Annotated in this window: 14 protein-coding genes; 8 read left to right on the plus strand and 6 right to left on the minus strand. The window is 67.1% G+C overall.

The window, feature by feature from the left end:
• Positions 1 to 10: 10 nt before the first annotated feature.
• Positions 11 to 2,806 carry a bifunctional [glutamate--ammonia ligase]-adenylyl-L-tyrosine phosphorylase/[glutamate--ammonia-ligase] adenylyltransferase gene (gene glnE / locus ASD05_RS13995; RefSeq protein WP_042672691.1) on the plus strand — a complete coding sequence of 932 codons (2,796 nt, stop codon included), beginning with the start codon at positions 11 to 13 and terminating at the stop codon, positions 2,804 to 2,806.
• A 130-nt stretch (positions 2,807 to 2,936) separates the two neighbouring features.
• Positions 2,937 to 4,061, plus strand: a complete 1,125-nt coding sequence (locus ASD05_RS14000; protein WP_056593103.1) for a septal ring lytic transglycosylase RlpA family protein — start codon at positions 2,937 to 2,939, stop codon at positions 4,059 to 4,061.
• A gap of 30 nt (positions 4,062 to 4,091) precedes the next feature.
• Here ASD05_RS14000 and ASD05_RS14005 read toward each other — a convergent pair whose 3' ends face one another.
• From ASD05_RS14005 to ASD05_RS14015, 3 genes are all read right to left on the minus strand, one after another.
• Positions 4,092 to 4,553 carry a carboxymuconolactone decarboxylase family protein gene (locus tag ASD05_RS14005; RefSeq protein ID WP_056593107.1) on the minus strand — a complete coding sequence of 154 codons (462 nt, stop codon included), beginning with the start codon at positions 4,551 to 4,553 and terminating at the stop codon, positions 4,092 to 4,094.
• A 90-nt stretch (positions 4,554 to 4,643) separates the two neighbouring features.
• Entirely contained in the window at positions 4,644 to 5,534 is an 891-nt protein-coding gene (locus tag ASD05_RS14010) for an RNA polymerase sigma-70 factor (protein ID WP_007828795.1), read from the minus strand.
• A 144-nt stretch (positions 5,535 to 5,678) separates the two neighbouring features.
• Positions 5,679 to 6,536, minus strand: a complete 858-nt coding sequence (locus ASD05_RS14015) for a hypothetical protein (RefSeq protein WP_056593111.1) — start codon at positions 6,534 to 6,536, stop codon at positions 5,679 to 5,681.
• Positions 6,537 to 6,664: 128 nt separating this feature from the next.
• Here ASD05_RS14015 and ASD05_RS14020 point away from each other — a divergent pair, with 128 nt between their 5' ends.
• Complete coding sequence (locus tag ASD05_RS14020; protein WP_056594410.1) at positions 6,665 to 7,279, plus strand: glutathione peroxidase; 615 nt, start codon at positions 6,665 to 6,667, stop codon at positions 7,277 to 7,279.
• 270 nt (positions 7,280 to 7,549) lie between these two features.
• Here ASD05_RS14020 and ASD05_RS14025 read toward each other — a convergent pair whose 3' ends face one another.
• The gene (locus ASD05_RS14025; protein ID WP_056593115.1) at positions 7,550 to 8,161 is read right to left on the minus strand and encodes a glutathione S-transferase N-terminal domain-containing protein; all 612 of its coding nucleotides are present in this window, start codon (positions 8,159 to 8,161) and stop codon (positions 7,550 to 7,552) included.
• A gap of 130 nt (positions 8,162 to 8,291) precedes the next feature.
• Between ASD05_RS14025 and purB the strand changes: the two genes are divergently transcribed.
• The 4 genes from purB to ASD05_RS14045 all read left to right on the plus strand — a co-directional run bounded on the left by purB (position 8,292) and on the right by ASD05_RS14045 (position 13,776).
• Positions 8,292 to 9,671 (plus strand): adenylosuccinate lyase, encoded by a 1,380-nt coding sequence (gene purB, locus ASD05_RS14030; protein ID WP_056593117.1) that lies wholly within the window; start codon positions 8,292 to 8,294, stop codon positions 9,669 to 9,671.
• A 131-nt stretch (positions 9,672 to 9,802) separates the two neighbouring features.
• A complete protein-coding gene (locus ASD05_RS14035; protein ID WP_056593120.1) occupies positions 9,803 to 10,936 on the plus strand; it encodes a PepSY-associated TM helix domain-containing protein in 1,134 nt (377 codons plus the stop codon).
• Positions 10,937 to 11,032: 96 nt separating this feature from the next.
• On the plus strand, positions 11,033 to 13,168 hold the full coding sequence (locus tag ASD05_RS14040; RefSeq protein WP_056593125.1) for a TonB-dependent receptor family protein: 2,136 nt from the start codon (positions 11,033 to 11,035) through the stop codon (positions 13,166 to 13,168).
• Positions 13,169 to 13,215: 47 nt separating this feature from the next.
• Positions 13,216 to 13,776, plus strand: coding sequence for a YaeQ family protein (locus ASD05_RS14045; RefSeq protein WP_056593131.1), 561 nt, complete (start codon positions 13,216 to 13,218; stop codon positions 13,774 to 13,776).
• 12 nt (positions 13,777 to 13,788) lie between these two features.
• Here ASD05_RS14045 and ASD05_RS14050 read toward each other — a convergent pair whose 3' ends face one another.
• Both ASD05_RS14050 and ASD05_RS14055 read right to left on the minus strand, forming a co-directional pair.
• Complete coding sequence (locus tag ASD05_RS14050) at positions 13,789 to 14,094, minus strand: putative signal transducing protein (RefSeq protein WP_056593133.1); 306 nt, start codon at positions 14,092 to 14,094, stop codon at positions 13,789 to 13,791.
• A 2-nt stretch (positions 14,095 to 14,096) separates the two neighbouring features.
• Positions 14,097 to 14,570, minus strand: coding sequence for a DUF3717 domain-containing protein (locus tag ASD05_RS14055; protein ID WP_056593135.1), 474 nt, complete (start codon positions 14,568 to 14,570; stop codon positions 14,097 to 14,099).
• A gap of 496 nt (positions 14,571 to 15,066) precedes the next feature.
• On the opposite strand from ASD05_RS14055, the gene ASD05_RS14060 reads away from it, so the two are divergent.
• Positions 15,067 to 15,816 carry a TerC family protein gene (locus ASD05_RS14060; RefSeq protein ID WP_056593138.1) on the plus strand — a complete coding sequence of 250 codons (750 nt, stop codon included), beginning with the start codon at positions 15,067 to 15,069 and terminating at the stop codon, positions 15,814 to 15,816.
• The last annotated feature ends 63 nt before the right edge of the window (positions 15,817 to 15,879 follow it).

Below are 15,879 nucleotides of genomic sequence, written 5' to 3' on the forward strand. Positions count from 1 at the left end.
GTCGGGAATTATGACCGCCAGCATTCAGAGGGGTTCCACGGAAACCAGCATCAGTGTGAACCACTTGCCAGACACTTCGACGCAGGCCGCGTCATCTTCTTACTCACGCTTCGTGCAGCGCCTGCGTCGCAGGTATGCGGCCGAGCTTTCATTGCTTCCCCCTGGTGCGCCGCGGCGCGAGTCGATGATGGTGGCTTACGAGGCATTGCGCCGGCGTGGGGACAACGTCGGCGATGCACTGCGGATTGTGCGGCAGCTCGTGATGGAGCGGCTCGTGACGCTCGACTGCGACGAACAGGCGCCGCTGGCCGTGGTGACCACCGCCGTCACCGAACTGGCCGAGCTGGCACTCGATATTGCGTGCCAGGACGCCTGCCACGAACTCGACACCGCGCACGGCGCCCCGCTCGGCCCCGAGGGCCAGCGCTCGCAGCTGTGGATCGTCGGCATGGGCAAGCTCGGCGCGCGCGAGCTCAACGTGTCGAGCGACATCGACCTGATCTACCTCTACGACGTCGACGGCGAAACCGCCGGCGATGCCGACGGCCGCGGCCGGCTGTCGAACCAGGAATACTTCGGGCGGGCCGTGAAGCGCATCTACGCGCTGGTGGGCGACACCACCGAGCACGGCTTCGTGTTCCGCGTCGACCTGGCGCTGCGGCCCAATGGCAATTCGGGCCCGAGCGTGGTCTCGCTCGATGCGCTGGAAGAATATTTCCAGGTGCAGGGCCGCGAATGGGAGCGCTTCGCCTGGATGAAGAGCCGGGTGGTGGCGCCGCGCGACATCGTGCTCGCGGGCCAGGCCCAGGGGCTGCGCGGTGCGGTGCTGCCCTTCGTGTTCCGGCGCTACCTCGACTACAGCGTGTTCGATTCGCTGCGCGTGCTGCACCGGCAGATCCGCGAGCAGTCGGCGCGCCGCAGCGCCGGGCGGCCCGAGCGCGCCAACGACGTGAAGCTGTCGCGCGGCGGCATCCGCGAGATCGAGTTCACCGTGCAGCTGCTGCAGGTGGTGCGCGGCGGCCAATTCCCCGAACTGCGCACGCGGCCCACACTCGATGCGCTGCAGCGCCTCGCGCGCGCCAACCTCATGCCGCAGGAAACCGCCGACGCGCTGGCCGCGGCCTACGAGTTCCTGCGCCGCGTGGAGCACCGCATCCAGTACCTCGACGACCAGCAGACCCACGCGCTGCCGGTGTCCGACGACGACCTGCGCTGGATTGCCCAGACCATGGGCTACGACTGCTGCGCCTTCCTCGAGCAGCTCGACACGCACCGCGAGTTCGTCGCGCAGGAGTTCGACAAGCTGCTCGGCGGCGAGAAGCCCTGCAACGGCAAGTGCAATGGCAAGAAGGCCTCCGCCGCGCCGGCCGATCTCGCCGATCTGCTCGACGATCTGCCGGCCGCCTTCGCCGACCGCATCCGCGACTGGTGCGAAACGCCGCGCGTGCTCGCCCTGCGCGAGGAGACGCGCGGGCGGCTGCGCCAGCTGGTGCAGCGCACCGGCCAATGGCTCAAGGAGCCCGATGGCGACGGCCCGGGACAAACGCCGCGCCACGTCGACGCGGCCTTGCGCTGGGCCGACTGGATCGAACCGCTGCTGCGCCGCGAGAGCTACCTCGCGCTGCTGGTCGAACGTCCGGCCGTGCAGCAACGCCTGCTGCGCCTGCTCGGCGCCGCGAAGTGGCCAGCGCGCTACCTGATGCAGCACCCGGGCGTGATCGACGAGCTGGCGAGCGACGAAATGCTGTCGGGCCGCTTCGTGGCCGCCGAGTTCGAGCGCGAGCTCGAGGCGCGCCACGCCTCGCTCACCCGCACCGGCGAAGCCGACGAAGAACGCCTGCTGAACCTGCTGCGCCACGCCCACCACGCCGAGGTGTTCCGCACGCTGGCACGCGACGTCGATGGCCGCATCACGGTCGAGCAGGTGGCCGACGACCTGAGCGCGCTGGCCGACACCACCTTGCGCGTGACCGCCCACTGGTGCTGGCCGCACGTGCGCAACCGGCACCGCGAGGTGCCGCAGTTCGCGATCATCGGCTACGGCAAGCTGGGCGGGAAGGAACTGGGCTACGGCAGCGACCTCGACATCGTGTTCGTCTATGACGACGACGACGAGCGCGCCGGCGAGGTCTACGCCGCCTACGTGCGCAAGCTCATCAACTGGCTCACGGTGAAGACGCGCGAAGGCGACCTGTTCGAGATCGATACCGCCTTGCGGCCCAACGGCAACTCGGGCCTGCTGACCACCAGCTTCGAGGCCTACGAAAAGTACCAGCTCGGCCGCGGCAGCAACACCGCGTGGACCTGGGAACACCAGGCCATGACGCGCGCACGCTTCGTGCTCGGCAGCGAGGACCACGGCGCCGAACTCGGCGCGCGTTTCGACCAGGTGCGCGAGGCCGTGCTGGTGTCGCCGCGCGACCGCGAGGCGCTGAAGGCCGAGATCATCGCCATGCGCGACAAGCTGCGGGGCGCGCGGCCCGTGAAAGCCGACCGGTTCGACGTGAAGCACAGCCCCGGCGGCATGGTCGACGCCGAATTCGCGGTGCAGTTCCTGGTGCTGTCGTCGTCGGGCGAGCACCCCGAGCTGATTCCGAACGTGGGCAACATCGCCCTGCTGCTGCGCGCCGAACTCGCGGGGCTGCTGCCCGAAGGCGTGGGCCGCAACGCGGCACGGGCCTATCGCGAGCTGCGCCGCGTGCAGCATCGCGCGCGCCTGAACGAAGAGCCGACCCAGGTCACCCCGCCCGCACTGGCCGCAGAACGCGACGCGATGCTGGCGCTATGGAAGGCCGTATTTGGCTGACTTGGCTCACCCCCAGGCTTCGCGCACTTCGTGTCGCTTCGCCTCCCCCCTTGCAGGGGGCAACACCGGCGGCCCGGCAAAGCCGGTTCCGCGGTGTTTCTGGCGCGAACCGTATCGAGAAGCTGCGGCAGTGTGTGCAGTCGCAATCGCCATCCTTCTTGCGGGCTGCGCCAGCGGTCCACGCAGCGGCGGCGGCGTTGCCGGCGGCCGCGACGGGCCAGGCACGAACATTCCGCCGGACCTCGCCAGCGTGCCCGACGCCGAGCCCCGCATCGAATCCATCCGTGCCAGCGGCGGCACCAGCAAGCCGTACACCGTGCTGGGCCGCGGCTACCAGCCGATCACCGACGACCGGCCCTTCCGCGAATCGGGGCTGGCCTCCTGGTACGGCCGCAAGTTCCATGCGGCATCCACTTCGAGCGGCGAGCCCTACGACATGTACGCCATGACGGCCGCGCACAAGACGCTGCCGCTGCCGAGCTACGTTCGCGTGCGCAACCCCGCCAACGGGCGCGAGGTGATCGTGCGCGTGAACGACCGCGGGCCCTTCGTGGACGGCCGCGTCATCGACCTGAGCTACACGGCCGCGCTGAAGCTCGACCTGCTGCGCGGCGTGGCGCCGGTGGAGATCGAGCGGATCACGAACGAGGACATCCGCACCGGTGCGTGGCGGCGCGACGCCGGCACGGCCTACGCCGCGGCGCCCGCCCCCGTGCCCGTCTCCGCGCGGGTGCCGCCAGCGCGTGTGGCGAGCGCGCAGCAAGTGCGGGTGCCGGCCGAATGGGTGGCGCCGATTGCCGCGGCGGACAGCGACATGCCGCCGCCCGCATCGACGATGCCGGTCGCGCCGCAGACACCGATGGCGACCGCCAATCCGCCCGGCGCCGAAACCGAATCGGCACAGTGGCCGCCTTCCACGCCGCCGCGCCAGGCCATCGTGGTGAACGACCTCGCGCCGCTGCAGGCCGCACCTTCACCGCCGCCGCTGCCGGCAGGAGCGCCCGCACCGTCCACCGCCCTGCCGGGCTTCTGGGTCCAGCTCGGCGCGTTCCGTGAGCGCGAAGGCGCCGAGAGCCTGCAGAACCAGGCATCCCGCGGCGTGCCTTCGCTGGCATCGCAGCTGCGGGTTTTCAGTGAGGCTGGCACGCACCGGCTGCAAGCCGGTCCTTTCACCTCGCGCAATGCGGCCGGCGAGGCGGTCACGCAGCTGCGCGAGAGCCTGCGCATCTCGCCGATGGTGGTGGAGCGCCGCTGAGGGCTGCTCCGAGGCCGCCTCGGCGACGGCTCAGGGGATGGCCTTGACGGCCACCGGCATGCGCATGCCGACGCCCATGCGGTTCCAGGCATTGATCTGCGCGATGGCGACGGAAAGCTCGGCAATCTCGACTTCGCTGAAATGCGCTTGCAGCGCCTCGAACTCGGCGTCGCGGGCGCCATGGTGTTCGGACAGGCGCGTCAGCGTTTCGGCCCAGGCGAAGGCGGCGCGCTCGCGCTCGTTGAAGAAGCTCACTTCGCGCCAGGTCGCGAGGCTGTTGATGCGCTGCCAGTCTTCGCCCTGCTGGCGCAGGTCGCGCACGTGCATGTCGAGGCAATAGGCGCAGCCGTTGATCTGCGAGACGCGGGCGTAGACCAGGTCGAGCAGCGTCTTGCCGAGCGTGGTGGCCTCGTAGGCGCCGTTCACGCCGAGCATGGCCTGGAAGGCCTTGGGGACGGTCTTGTACCAGTTGAGACGGGGGGTGCTGTTCATGGTGCTCTGACTCCAGTGAGTGGGTTGAAACGAATCTGCCTACCCCCTGAAGACGTGCCGGCCGAGCGCCTTGTGACACGCCGCGCGAAATTATTCTTTCGGCGAAGAAAAATACAGGCGTGCGATGTGCGCCAGCTTGTCCGGGTTGCGCTGCGCGCGGATGCGCACGATCCGCTCGTCCTCGATCTCGAAGGTCTGGGCCGATTCGAGTGCGCCGTCGACGAAGCGCAGCAGCCCGGGCTCGCCGTTGATTTCGACCAGCTCCATGCGCACCGCCGGCCCCAGGCGGCGCCAGAGCGCGAAGTAGAGCTGCGCCAGGCGCTGGCTGCCGCGCAGGATCTTGCTGAAGCTCTGCACCTTGCCGCCGCCGTCGCCGATGAGTTCGACGTCCTCGGCCATCAGCGCCTTCAGGTCCTGCAGGCTGCCGCGGGCGGCGGCATCGGCGAAGGCGCGCAGCAAGCGCTGGTGCGTTTCGCGCGGCACGCTGAAGCGCGGGCGCCCCTCCTGCACCTGCGCCTTGGCGCGGTGCACGAGCTGGCGGCAGGCGGCCTCGCTCTTGCCGAGCGTGCGGGCGATTTCGTCGTAGTCGGCGTCGAACACTTCGCGCAGCAGGAAGGCGGCGCGGGCCTCGGGCGCGAGGCGCTCCAGCACGGCGAGGAAGGCGACGGAGATATTGTCGGCGCGCTCGAGCAGCTGTTCGGGGCTTTCGGGCGCATCGGTCAGCACGGGCTCGGGCATCCAGGCGCCGATGTAGTGCTCGCGCTGGACCTTGGCGGCGCGCAGCCGGTCGATCGACAGGCGGGTGACGACGGTCACGAGCCAGGCTTCGGCGCTGTCGAAGCTGGCCTTGTCGGCTTCGTGCCAGCGCAGCCAGGCGTCCTGCACGACCTCTTCGGCCTCGGCCATGGAGCCGAGCATGCGGTAGGCGATGCCCTGCAGGCGGCCGCGGTGGCTGTCGAAGGTGAGGGTCGGGTCGTCCATGGCCATAAGACGGATGACAGCCGAGGTTTGTGACAACCCCTAAAGAGTGGGCGGCATTTCCGCCAGGGCCGCCGCGCACGCCCGCCCCCGGCAGGGGGTTGGCGAAGCGACACGAAGTGCGCGCAGCCTGTGGGCGAACAACAGCTACGCGCCTTGGTATTCAGGCTTGGGGCCGAGGGTGGCCGTGATTTCCTTGCGGTAGCGATTCAGCTCCTGCACGGTCTTGAAGCTGCGGTTCATCAGCAGGCTCAGGTTGTGCAAGATGCGTTCGCCGACCTTGGTTTCCCAGACGGCGTCGAACTTGATCTGCTTGTCGAGCCAGTGCTCCAGCCAGTCCGGGTCGGGCATGCGGCTCTGGATGGTGTCGTTCGGGAACAGCGCCTTGTTGACGTGCAGGTTCGTCGGATGCAGCGCCTGCGCGGTGCGGCGCGCGCTGGCCATCAGCACGCCGACCTTGGTGAAGGCGGCACGGGCCTCGTCGCCGAACTTCTCCATCGCGCGCTTCATGTAGCGAAGGTAGGCGCCGCCGTGGCGGGCTTCGTCCTGGCTCAGCGTGGTGTAGATGTGCTTGATGACCGGCTCGGTGTGCCACTGGGCGGCGCGGCGGTACCAGTGGTTGAGGCGGATTTCGCCGCAGAAATGCAGCATGAGGGTTTCGAGCGGCGGGGCCGGGTCGAAGTCGAAGCGCACTTCGTGCAGTTCCTGCTCGGTGGGCGCGTGCTTGGGGCTGAAGCGCTTCAGGTATTCCATGAGCACCAGCGAATGCTTCTGCTCCTCGAAGAACCAGATCGACATGAAAGCGGAAAAGTCGCTATCGTGGCGGTTGTCGCGCAGGAACATCTCGGTGGCCGGCAACGCCGCCCACTCGGTGATGGCATTCATCTTGATAGTCTGGGCCTGCTCTTCCGACAGCAAGGAAGCGTCGAACGACTGCCAGGGAATGTCCTTGTCCATGTCCCAACGGACGGATTCGAGTTGTCTGAAGAGTTCCGGATAGAGCATCAATGTCTTTCTATGGCCGCCGATTTTAGTCGGCCCGTTTGGCGCGACCATGACAGACGCGCGATGATGCGGCTATACGCGCCGTTGCGGCACGGATGCACATCTCCTTTTTGAACCAGGATCCCGCGATGCGAACCCTTTTCTTATTGTCGACGCTCTGGCGATGCGCCCCTGCGGTTTCCCTCGTGGCGGGCCTCTTTTCGATGCTGCCGGCCCACGCCCAGACAGCCTATGCGGCACCCGCTCCGGCAGAGGCCGCAGGATGCCCTGCAATCCTGCAACACACCTTCCCAAGGCTGCAGGACGAAAAACCCCAGTCCTTGTGCCAGTATTCCGGCAAGGTGGTTCTGGTGGTCAATACGGCCAGCTTCTGCGGTTTCACCCCGCAATACAAGGGGCTGGAGTCGCTGGACATGAAATACCGCTCGCGCGGGCTCGTGGTGCTGGGCTTTCCGTCGAATGACTTCGCCCAGGAATCGGGCTCCAACAAGGAAATTGCCGACTTCTGCGAAAGCACTTTCGGGGTGAAATTCCCGATGTTCGCCAAGTCGTCGGTGCGCGGCACCGATGCCAATCCGCTGTTCAAGCAGCTCGCGCAGGCCTCGGGCACCACGCCGAAGTGGAATTTCTACAAATACCTGATCGGGCGCGACGGCAAGGTCGTACAGGCGTGGTCGAGCATGACGGCGCCCGATGAAAACGGCTTCGTGAACGTCATCGAGAAGCAGCTCGGCCCCAATTGACACCGACACGTCCGGTCATGGTGAATTCGGAGACACAAACGTTTACCAAACGAGCGGGAACCGTGCAGCGGATGCCGCGCTCCTAAATCGCGTGGGCAGTGATTGCCCACCCGTTTTCATGTTGCGAGGTCTTCCGGGCGCTTGCCGTTCGGTCGAAATCCCGAGGCGATTCTTCTCCTCCTCCCTCCCTCCCTCCTTCGCGTCGGGGCGCCTCGCAGCATTTTTGTCTTCCAGCCGCAGACGTGAAAAAGGCGCCTCGCGGCGCCTTTTTCAGGGTTTGGTGTCGATGAAGCTGGGCCGCAGCATCAGCTTGTCGTACAGCTTGGCCAGGTTGCCGTGCTCCCCCCGCCAGTCGATATCGGGAAAGCGCAGGTCCAGCCAGCCCAGCGTGCAGCCCACCGCGATGTCCGACAGGCTCAGGTGGATGCCGCTGCAGAAAGGCTTGTCACCCAGGCCCTTGGCCATCGCGGCAATGCCGCCCTCTACCTTGTTGCGCTGGCGCTCGATCCAGGCCGCGCTGCGCTCGCCGTCGCTGCGCCCGGCCCAGGTGGCTTCCAGGCGCCAGAGCACGCCGGCGTCCATGACGCCATCGGCCAGCGCCTCCCAGGTCTTGACCTCGGCGCGCTCCCGGCCCTGCTGGGGAATCAGCTTGCCGACCGGCGAGAGGGTGTCCAGGTATTCGACGATCACGCGGGAGTCGAACATCGCCTCGCCGCCTTCCATGATCAGGCAGGGAACCTTGCCGAGCGGGTTGGAATGGGAGATCGTGGTGTCGGCGGCCCAGACGTCCTCGAGCACGAACTGGTAATCGAGCCGCTTCTCCGCCAGCACCACGCGCACCTTGCGCACATAAGGGCTGGCGACGGATCCGATCAGTTTCATGAAGACTCTCTCCCTGCTTGAATGACGTTTGTTGGGGAGTCATTTTAGGTGAACGAGGAAACCAGAGCCCTGAATCGGCCCCAATCTGTCGGGACCACCCCACGGACCGGCGGCCGCCTAAAATTCGGGCATGAGCTTTTCCACCGTCTCCGCCCTCTCCCCCCTTGATGGCCGCTATGCGGCCAAACTCGCGGCACTGCGCCCGCTGATGAGCGAGCAGGGCTATATGCACCGCCGCGTGCAAGTCGAGGTGGCGTGGTTCATTGCGCTGTCCGACTGCGGCTTCGCCGAATTCAAGCCCCTCACGGGCGGCGCCCGCAAATACCTGCTGGGCCTCGTGTCCCACTTTTCCGAGGCCGACGCACTGGCCATCAAGGAAATCGAGAAAACCACCAACCACGACGTGAAGGCGGTCGAATACTGGATCAAGTCCAAGTTCGAAGCCCGGCCCGAGCTGCTCGCAGCCGCCGAGTTCGTGCACTTCGCCTGCACCAGCGAGGACATCAACAACACCAGCCATGCCCTGCAGATCCAGGCCGCGCGCGACAAGGTGGTGCTGCCGGCCATCGACGGCCTGATCACCAAGCTGCGCGAAATGGCGCACCAGTTCGCCGGCGTGTCGATGCTGTCGCGCACGCACGGCCAGACCGCCAGCCCGACCACGGTCGGCAAGGAAATCGCCAACGTGACGGTGCGCCTGTCGAAGGCCCGCGCGCAGATCGCCTCGGTGCAGCTGCTGGGCAAGATGAACGGCGCGGTCGGCAACTACAACGCCCACCTGGCCGCCTGGCCCGAGTTCGACTGGGAAGCCTTCAGCCGCAAGGTGATCGAAACGCCGGCGCCGCTGGGCCTGGGCTTGAACTTCCAGCCGTACAGCATCCAGATCGAACCGCACGACTACATGGCCGAGTTGTTCGACGCCGTCGCGCGCATCAACACGATCCTGATCGACTTCTCGCGCGACATCTGGGGCTACGTGAGCCTGGGCTACTTCAAGCAGCGGCTCAAGAAGGGCGAGATCGGCTCCTCGACGATGCCGCACAAGGTCAACCCGATCGACTTCGAGAACGCCGAAGGCAACCTGGGCCTGGCCAACGCAGTACTGCGCCACCTGAGCGAGAAGCTGCCCATCAGCCGCTGGCAGCGCGACCTGACCGACAGCACGGTGCTGCGCAACATCGGCGTGGCCTTCGGCTACGCCACGCTGGCCTACGCGAGCCTGGCCACGGGCCTGGGCAAGCTCGAACTCAACGAGGAAGCGCTGGCCGAAGACCTCGACGCCTCGTGGGAAGTGCTGGCCGAGCCGATCCAGACCGTGATGCGCCGCTTCGGCGTGCAGGGCGCCTACGAGCAGCTCAAGGAAGTGACGCGCGGCAAGACCGTGACGGCCGAGGCGCTGCATGGACTGATCCGCTCGCTCGCAATTCCGGAGGAGGAAAAGGCCCGCCTGCTGGCCATGACTCCCGCCAGCTACGTGGGCAAGGCGGCGGAACTCGCCAGTAGAATTTAAGCCTCCTGTATCGATGCAACAGCCGCCTGAAGGCGGCTGTTTTGCGTCGGTGGTTATCTTTTCCAGCCAACGCCCCCGCGGGGCGCCAGCCAACAACATTCTCCGAGGGGCCCGCCGCCCCTCTGTTGGTCATGCGCCCCCCTCTGAGACGTCTCTGGCTCAAGGTTCATCGCTGGATCGGCCTCACGCTCGGTCCGATCCTCGCACTCACCGCCCTGCTCGGCGCCGTGCTGGTGGTGGCGCTGCCGCTCGACCGCCAGGCTCATCCCGACTTCTTCGTCGCCCGCTCGGCCGGTGATGCCACCACGGCCGCGCTTCCGCTGGAGCCCCTGCGCCAGCGCCTTGCGGCCGAGTTCGGTCCCGACGCCAACTTCACGCTGCGCCCACCGCGCAAGCCCACCGACACGCTGTGGGTGCTGGTGCGCGGCAAGTGGGAAGGCACGCTCTACCTCGACCCCGCCACCGGCGCCGAGCAGGGGCGGCGCGGCACGCACGAGGGCGCCTACAACATCCTGTTCGAGCTGCACAGCAGCCTGCTGCTGGACGACACCGGCAAGGGCGTGCTCGCCTTCGCCGCGCTGGCCTACCTGTTCCTGCTGGTCACGGGCATCGTGCTGTGGTGGCCGGTGCGCTGGCCACCGTCGCTGCGCATCGTGCTGAACCGCGGGCTGCTGCGCGGGCTGTTCGATCTGCACCGTACCGGCGGCGCGGTGCTCGGGCTGCTGATCGCGGTGTCGGTGGCCACGGGCGCGTACATGGCGTGGCGGCCGCTGGGCGATGCCATCTCCGGCGCGATGGGGCAGCCGCCGCTGAAGCCGCCGGTGATCGCCAAGGGCGCGGCCGATGGCCCGCGCCTCCCGCTGGACGAGCTCGTAACCCGTGCCCGACAGGTGTACCCGGGCCAGCCCATCGGCTTCATACAGGTGCCCGCCAAGACCAGCCGGCCGATGCGTGTGCGCTTCCGCCTGTCGGACGACCCGCATCCGAACGGCATCGGCTCGGTGTGGCTGAACCCGGTGACCGGCGAGGTGCTGGCCGCACGCAAATGGCAGGACCTCGACGCGGGCAACGGCGCGGTGGCGGCGATCTACCCGCTGCACACCGGCGAACTGGGCGGACCGCTGCACGAGGCGCTCATCGCGCTGCTGGGCCTGGCGCTCGGCGGCCTGGGCCTGAGCGGCGTCTGGCTGTGGTGGCGCCGGCGCGCCATGGCGAGCGCCGCCCGCGACAACGACACGCTTTCCCGGGGCAGGACGGCGCCCTGAACGGCTCCACGCCGCGCACGACCTGCTTCTTCACCATCAGAAAACCCGTAGGAGGAATCTCCCTTGTTGTTCACGCACAAACGCACAGCCGTTGCGATGGCGCTGCTTCTCCTGAGCCTGCAGGGCTTCGCCGCCGAGGCCGAGCCCTCAACAGCCGACGCGACCAAGCCGCTGGAAACCATCACCGTCACCGGCGACTGGCTCGGCAGCCCCAGCGAAACCAAGGTGCTCGAGCACCCCGGTGCCCGAAGCATCATCGAGCGCAAGCAGATCCAGGAAAGCGGCTCGTCCAACGTGCGCGATGTGCTGCGCCAGATGCCCGGCGTGCAGGTGCAGGAGAGCAACGGCACCGGTGGCAGCGACATTTCGCTCAACGTGGGCGTGCGTGGTTTGACCTCGCGCCTGTCGCCGCGCTCCACCGTGCTGCTCGACGGCGTGCCGCTGGCCTACGCGCCCTACGGCCAGCCGCAGCTGTCGCTGGCGCCGCTGTCGCTGGGCAACCTGGAAGCGGTCGACGTGGTGCGCGGCGCGGGCTCGGTGCGCTATGGTCCCCAGAACGTGGGCGGCATCATCAATTTCGTGTCGCGCGCGATCCCGAAACGGTTCTCGGGCGAGGTGAGCGTGGGCGTGGAAAGCGCGGGCCACGACGGCGGCACCAAGACCACGCCCAACCTCTTCATCGGCGGCACCAACGAGAACGGTCTGGGCCTGGCGCTGCTGTATTCGGGCACGCACGGCGACGGCTTCCGCCAGAGCAACGACCACACCAGCATCGACGACCTGATGCTCAAGGGCGCCTACCGCATCTCGAAGACCGACGACGTCGCCATCACGCTGCACCACTTCGAAGGCAAGGGCCGCATGCCCGGCGGCCTGACGACGGCGCAGTTCGCGGCCAACCCCTTTCAGTCGGACCGCCCCTTCGACGAGTTCACCGGCCGCCGCACCGACGGCTCGGTGAAGTACACGCACAACGACGGCATCAACAAGTTCGAGATGCTGACCTACTACACGGACTCGTACCGCAGCAGCTTCCTCGAGCAGGAAGGCACCGGCACCAGCAGCGGCCGGCGCCGCCTCACCTCGGCGCCGCGCAACTACAAGACCTTCGCCGTCGAGCCCCGCTACTCGCGCCTGATCGATTCGGGCAGCGTGGTGCAGGAAGTCAGCGTCGGCTACCGCTACCTGAAGGAAGAGGCGTCCGAAGTGGCGACGCGCAGCGCCTACTACCAGCCGCGCCCGGGCTTCAACGCCTTCGGCCTGGCCAACCCGGCCTACCAGACCAGCAAGGGCGGCACGACCGCGCACGCGTTCTACATCGACGACCGCATCGACTTCGGCAACTGGACGATCACGCCCGGCGTGCGCCACGAATCAATCCGCTCGTTCAACGATGTCTACAGCCTCACCAACGGCCGCATCACCAACGCGATCTATCCGAAGATCGACTCCGACGAATGGCTGCCCACGCTGTCGGTGCTCTATCGCATGAGCGACCGCTGGTCGGTGTTCGCGAACGCGGGCGTCTCGTTCGGGCCGCAGCAGTACGCGCAGCTCGCGCAGTCGACCACCGGGCTGCATCCCGAGAAGGCCAAGACGTACGAGATCGGCACGCACTACAAGGGCGAGGCCTGGAGCGGCGAACTCACGCTGTTCAACATCAACTTCGACAAGGAACTGCTGCTGGCGCGCTCCATCACCGGCGACGTCGGCCAATGGACCGACCTGGGCGCGACGCGCCACCGCGGGCTGGAGTCGGCGCTGCGCTACGACCTCGGCACGCTGAGCGATTCGCTCAAGGGGCTGTCGGTGTCGGGCACCTACACGTACACGCAGGCCATCTCGAAGGCCGGCGCCTTCGCGGGGCGCGACCTGCCGTTCTACTCGCGCCAGGTGGCGACGCTGGGCGCGCGCTACGAGCGCGGGCCGTGGACCTTCAACGCCGACATCTACGCGCAGTCGAAGCAGCGCTCGCCGGGCTCGCCCGACGACGGCGCCAGATACGTCACGCTGGAAGACGCGACCGGCCGGCTGGGCGACATCCCCGGCTACGCCACGATGAACCTGCGCGCGGCCTACGACTTCGGCCCGTCGATGAGCAACCTGAAGCTCGCGGTGGGCGTGAAGAACCTGTTCGACCGCCGCTACTTCAACCGCTCGGTGGACAACAACGGCGGCAAGTACGTGGGACAGCCGCGCACGGTCTACCTGCAGGCCTCGGTGGCGTTCTGACGCACGGCGGGTGCCCGATCGGGCCCAACTAATAAACTCGCGCACCCATGGCCCTCAAATCCACCATCTTCAAGGCCACCCTCGCGGTGGCCGACATCGACCACGGCTACTACGCCGACCACGCGCTGACCCTGGCGCGCCACCCCAGCGAGACCGACGAACGGATGATGATCCGGCTCGTCGCGCTCGCGCTCAACGCGCACCAGCTGCAGGACATTTGCAACGGCGACGGCACGCTGGCCTTCGGCGCCGGTTTGTCGAACGTCGACGAGCCCGACGTCTGGCTGCGCGACTTCACGGGCGAGGTGAAGATCTGGATCGAGGTCGGCCAGCCGGAAGACAAGCCCATCATCAAGGCCTGCGGCAAGGCGGACGAGGTGATCGTCTACTGCTTCAACCACGCGGCCGAGATCTGGTGGCGCGGCATCGAGAACAAGCTCACGCGGCCGCAGAACCTGAAGGTCTATCGCGTGCCGACGAATGCCTCGCAGGCGCTGGCCGCGCTGGCGCAGCGCAGCATGCAGCTGCAGGCGACGATCCAGGAGAACACGCTGACGCTGGGCGACGGCACGAATTCCATCGACGTCGAACTGCTGCGCTGGAAATAGGGCTCGCCGAAGCTAGACGGCTGGCATCATCTCGCCGCACTGCCAGCACTGCTCGAAGCCGCCTTCGACCTGCTCGCCGCACACGCACCGCCAGCTGCGCTGCGGGCGGTGCTGCAATTCATGCAGCAGGCGCCTGGCCAGGTCGAACTGGGTTTCGTCGTCGATCCAGATCTCGGGCAGGCACTGGTCGGGCGGCAGCTGGCCCATCACCGCACCGAGGAATTCGCGCTGCACGGTGGCGGCCACACCTTCTTCGCGCAAGGCGTGCGCCCACACGGCCGCGATTGCGAGGTTGGGGGCTTGCGCGAGGCGGCGCATGGTCAGGGGGCCCAGTTCTTCTCGTCGTCGGAGTCGAACTCGGGCTCGGCCCCGGATACCGCAGAGGGATCGGCTTCGCGCGCACGCTCGGCGTAGCGGTTGAAGCGCCAGGCCGAGTCTTCCATCGTGATGCGGCGCCAGGTGGCGCGCTTTTCGACGGGCGTCATGGCGGGCCAGTGCTGCACCTCGTCGAAGCTGCGGCCGCAGCCCTTGCATTCGTCGTCGCCCTGGCTGGTCGAGCAGATCGCGATGCAGGGCGTGTCGGGCGTGCTCTCGTACCAGGCCATCCAGGCGGCCCAGGCCTTGGGCGGGAAACCGAGCTCGTCGACCTCGTCCTCGTGATGGAAGACCATGAGCGCGTAGACCTCGGCCAGCGCGCGCAATTCAGGGCCGAGCGTGACGCCGTCGGGCGACGGCGTCTTCTCGCGCCAGTGGTTGATGGCGGCCTCGATGTCGGTGATGTGTATGGCAGCCATGGGGCATGAAAAAGCAGCGGACGGCGATCATAGTCCGGCAATGTCCCGAAGCGGCGAAGGGACAAGATCGCTATAAAAACAAGAGCGCCATCACCAATATTCATGCGCCTTCTGAAGCAGTTCTCTTTAAATCCCTGAAAACTTTCGATTGCGCCGCCGCGAGCTTCGATGCTCTAATTCCCCCACGAAGGGGAGTAGCTCCCGACCGCTGTCCACGACAGCGCGAATCGTCAGGTCGTCAATACGAAGCAAAACACTTCCGGCCTGCCGGACAACGTACGTGCACTCGCACGCAGCGCTGTCGAGCGAGACCTTCGATTTGAACCTGTGCAGGTTTGGTCGAAGCGTCGCCAGTCTCTGGAGCCCCCGGTGTCACCCGGTCTTCATTCCTCGCTTTCGACCTTCCCTGCATGGGATGAATCGAAACGCATCTGCATGCGCCTCCGTCGTCGCCTCTGAAGGGAGAGACAGGGGCGCGAAGACAAAAGAGGAATCTATGGAAATGTTCATGACCCCGGAGTTCTGGGTCGCGGTCGGTCAGATCATCATGATCGACATCCTGCTGGGCGGCGACAACGCCGTCGTCATCGCGCTGGCCTGCCGCAAGCTGCCGCCGGCCCAACGCACCAAGGGCATCCTGTGGGGTACCGCCGGCGCCATCGTGCTGCGCGTGATCCTGATCTTCTTCGCGCTGACCCTGCTGGCCATTCCGTTCCTGAAGCTGGTGGGCGCAATCCTGCTGCTGTGGATCGGCGTAAAGCTGCTGGCCCCCGAGCATGACGACGCACACGGCAACATCACCGGCAGCGACAAGCTGTGGGGCGCGGTCAAGACCGTGATCGTGGCCGACCTCGTGATGAGCGTGGACAACGTGATCGCCATTGCCGGCGCCGCGCAAGGTGCAGGCGACAGCCACCAGATGCCGCTCGTGATCTTCGGCCTGCTCGTGAGCATCCCGATCATCGTCTGGGGCAGTCAGTTGGTCATCAAGCTGATGGACCGCTTCCCGATGATCATCACGCTGGGCGGCATGCTGCTGGGCTGGATCGCCGGCACGATGGCCGTGTCCGACCCCGCGCTGGCGAACACCGCCGCCTGGACCTGGGTGCCGAAGGTGCCGCAGACCGACGTGGTCAAGTACGCGGCCGGCGTGGCCGGTGCGCTGCTGGTGCTGGCGATCGGCAAATGGGTGGCCGCGCGGCATGCCCGCAACAAGCCTGAAGAACAGGCAGTGACGGCCGGCTGAACGCCGGTGGTCGCTCCCCTGCCCCGAACTTCGTGTCCGAACCAGTCTCTGTCACTCTAACTA

This window comes from Variovorax sp. Root434 (genome assembly GCF_001426595.1).
Classification (GTDB): Bacteria; Pseudomonadota; Gammaproteobacteria; order Burkholderiales; family Burkholderiaceae_C; genus Variovorax.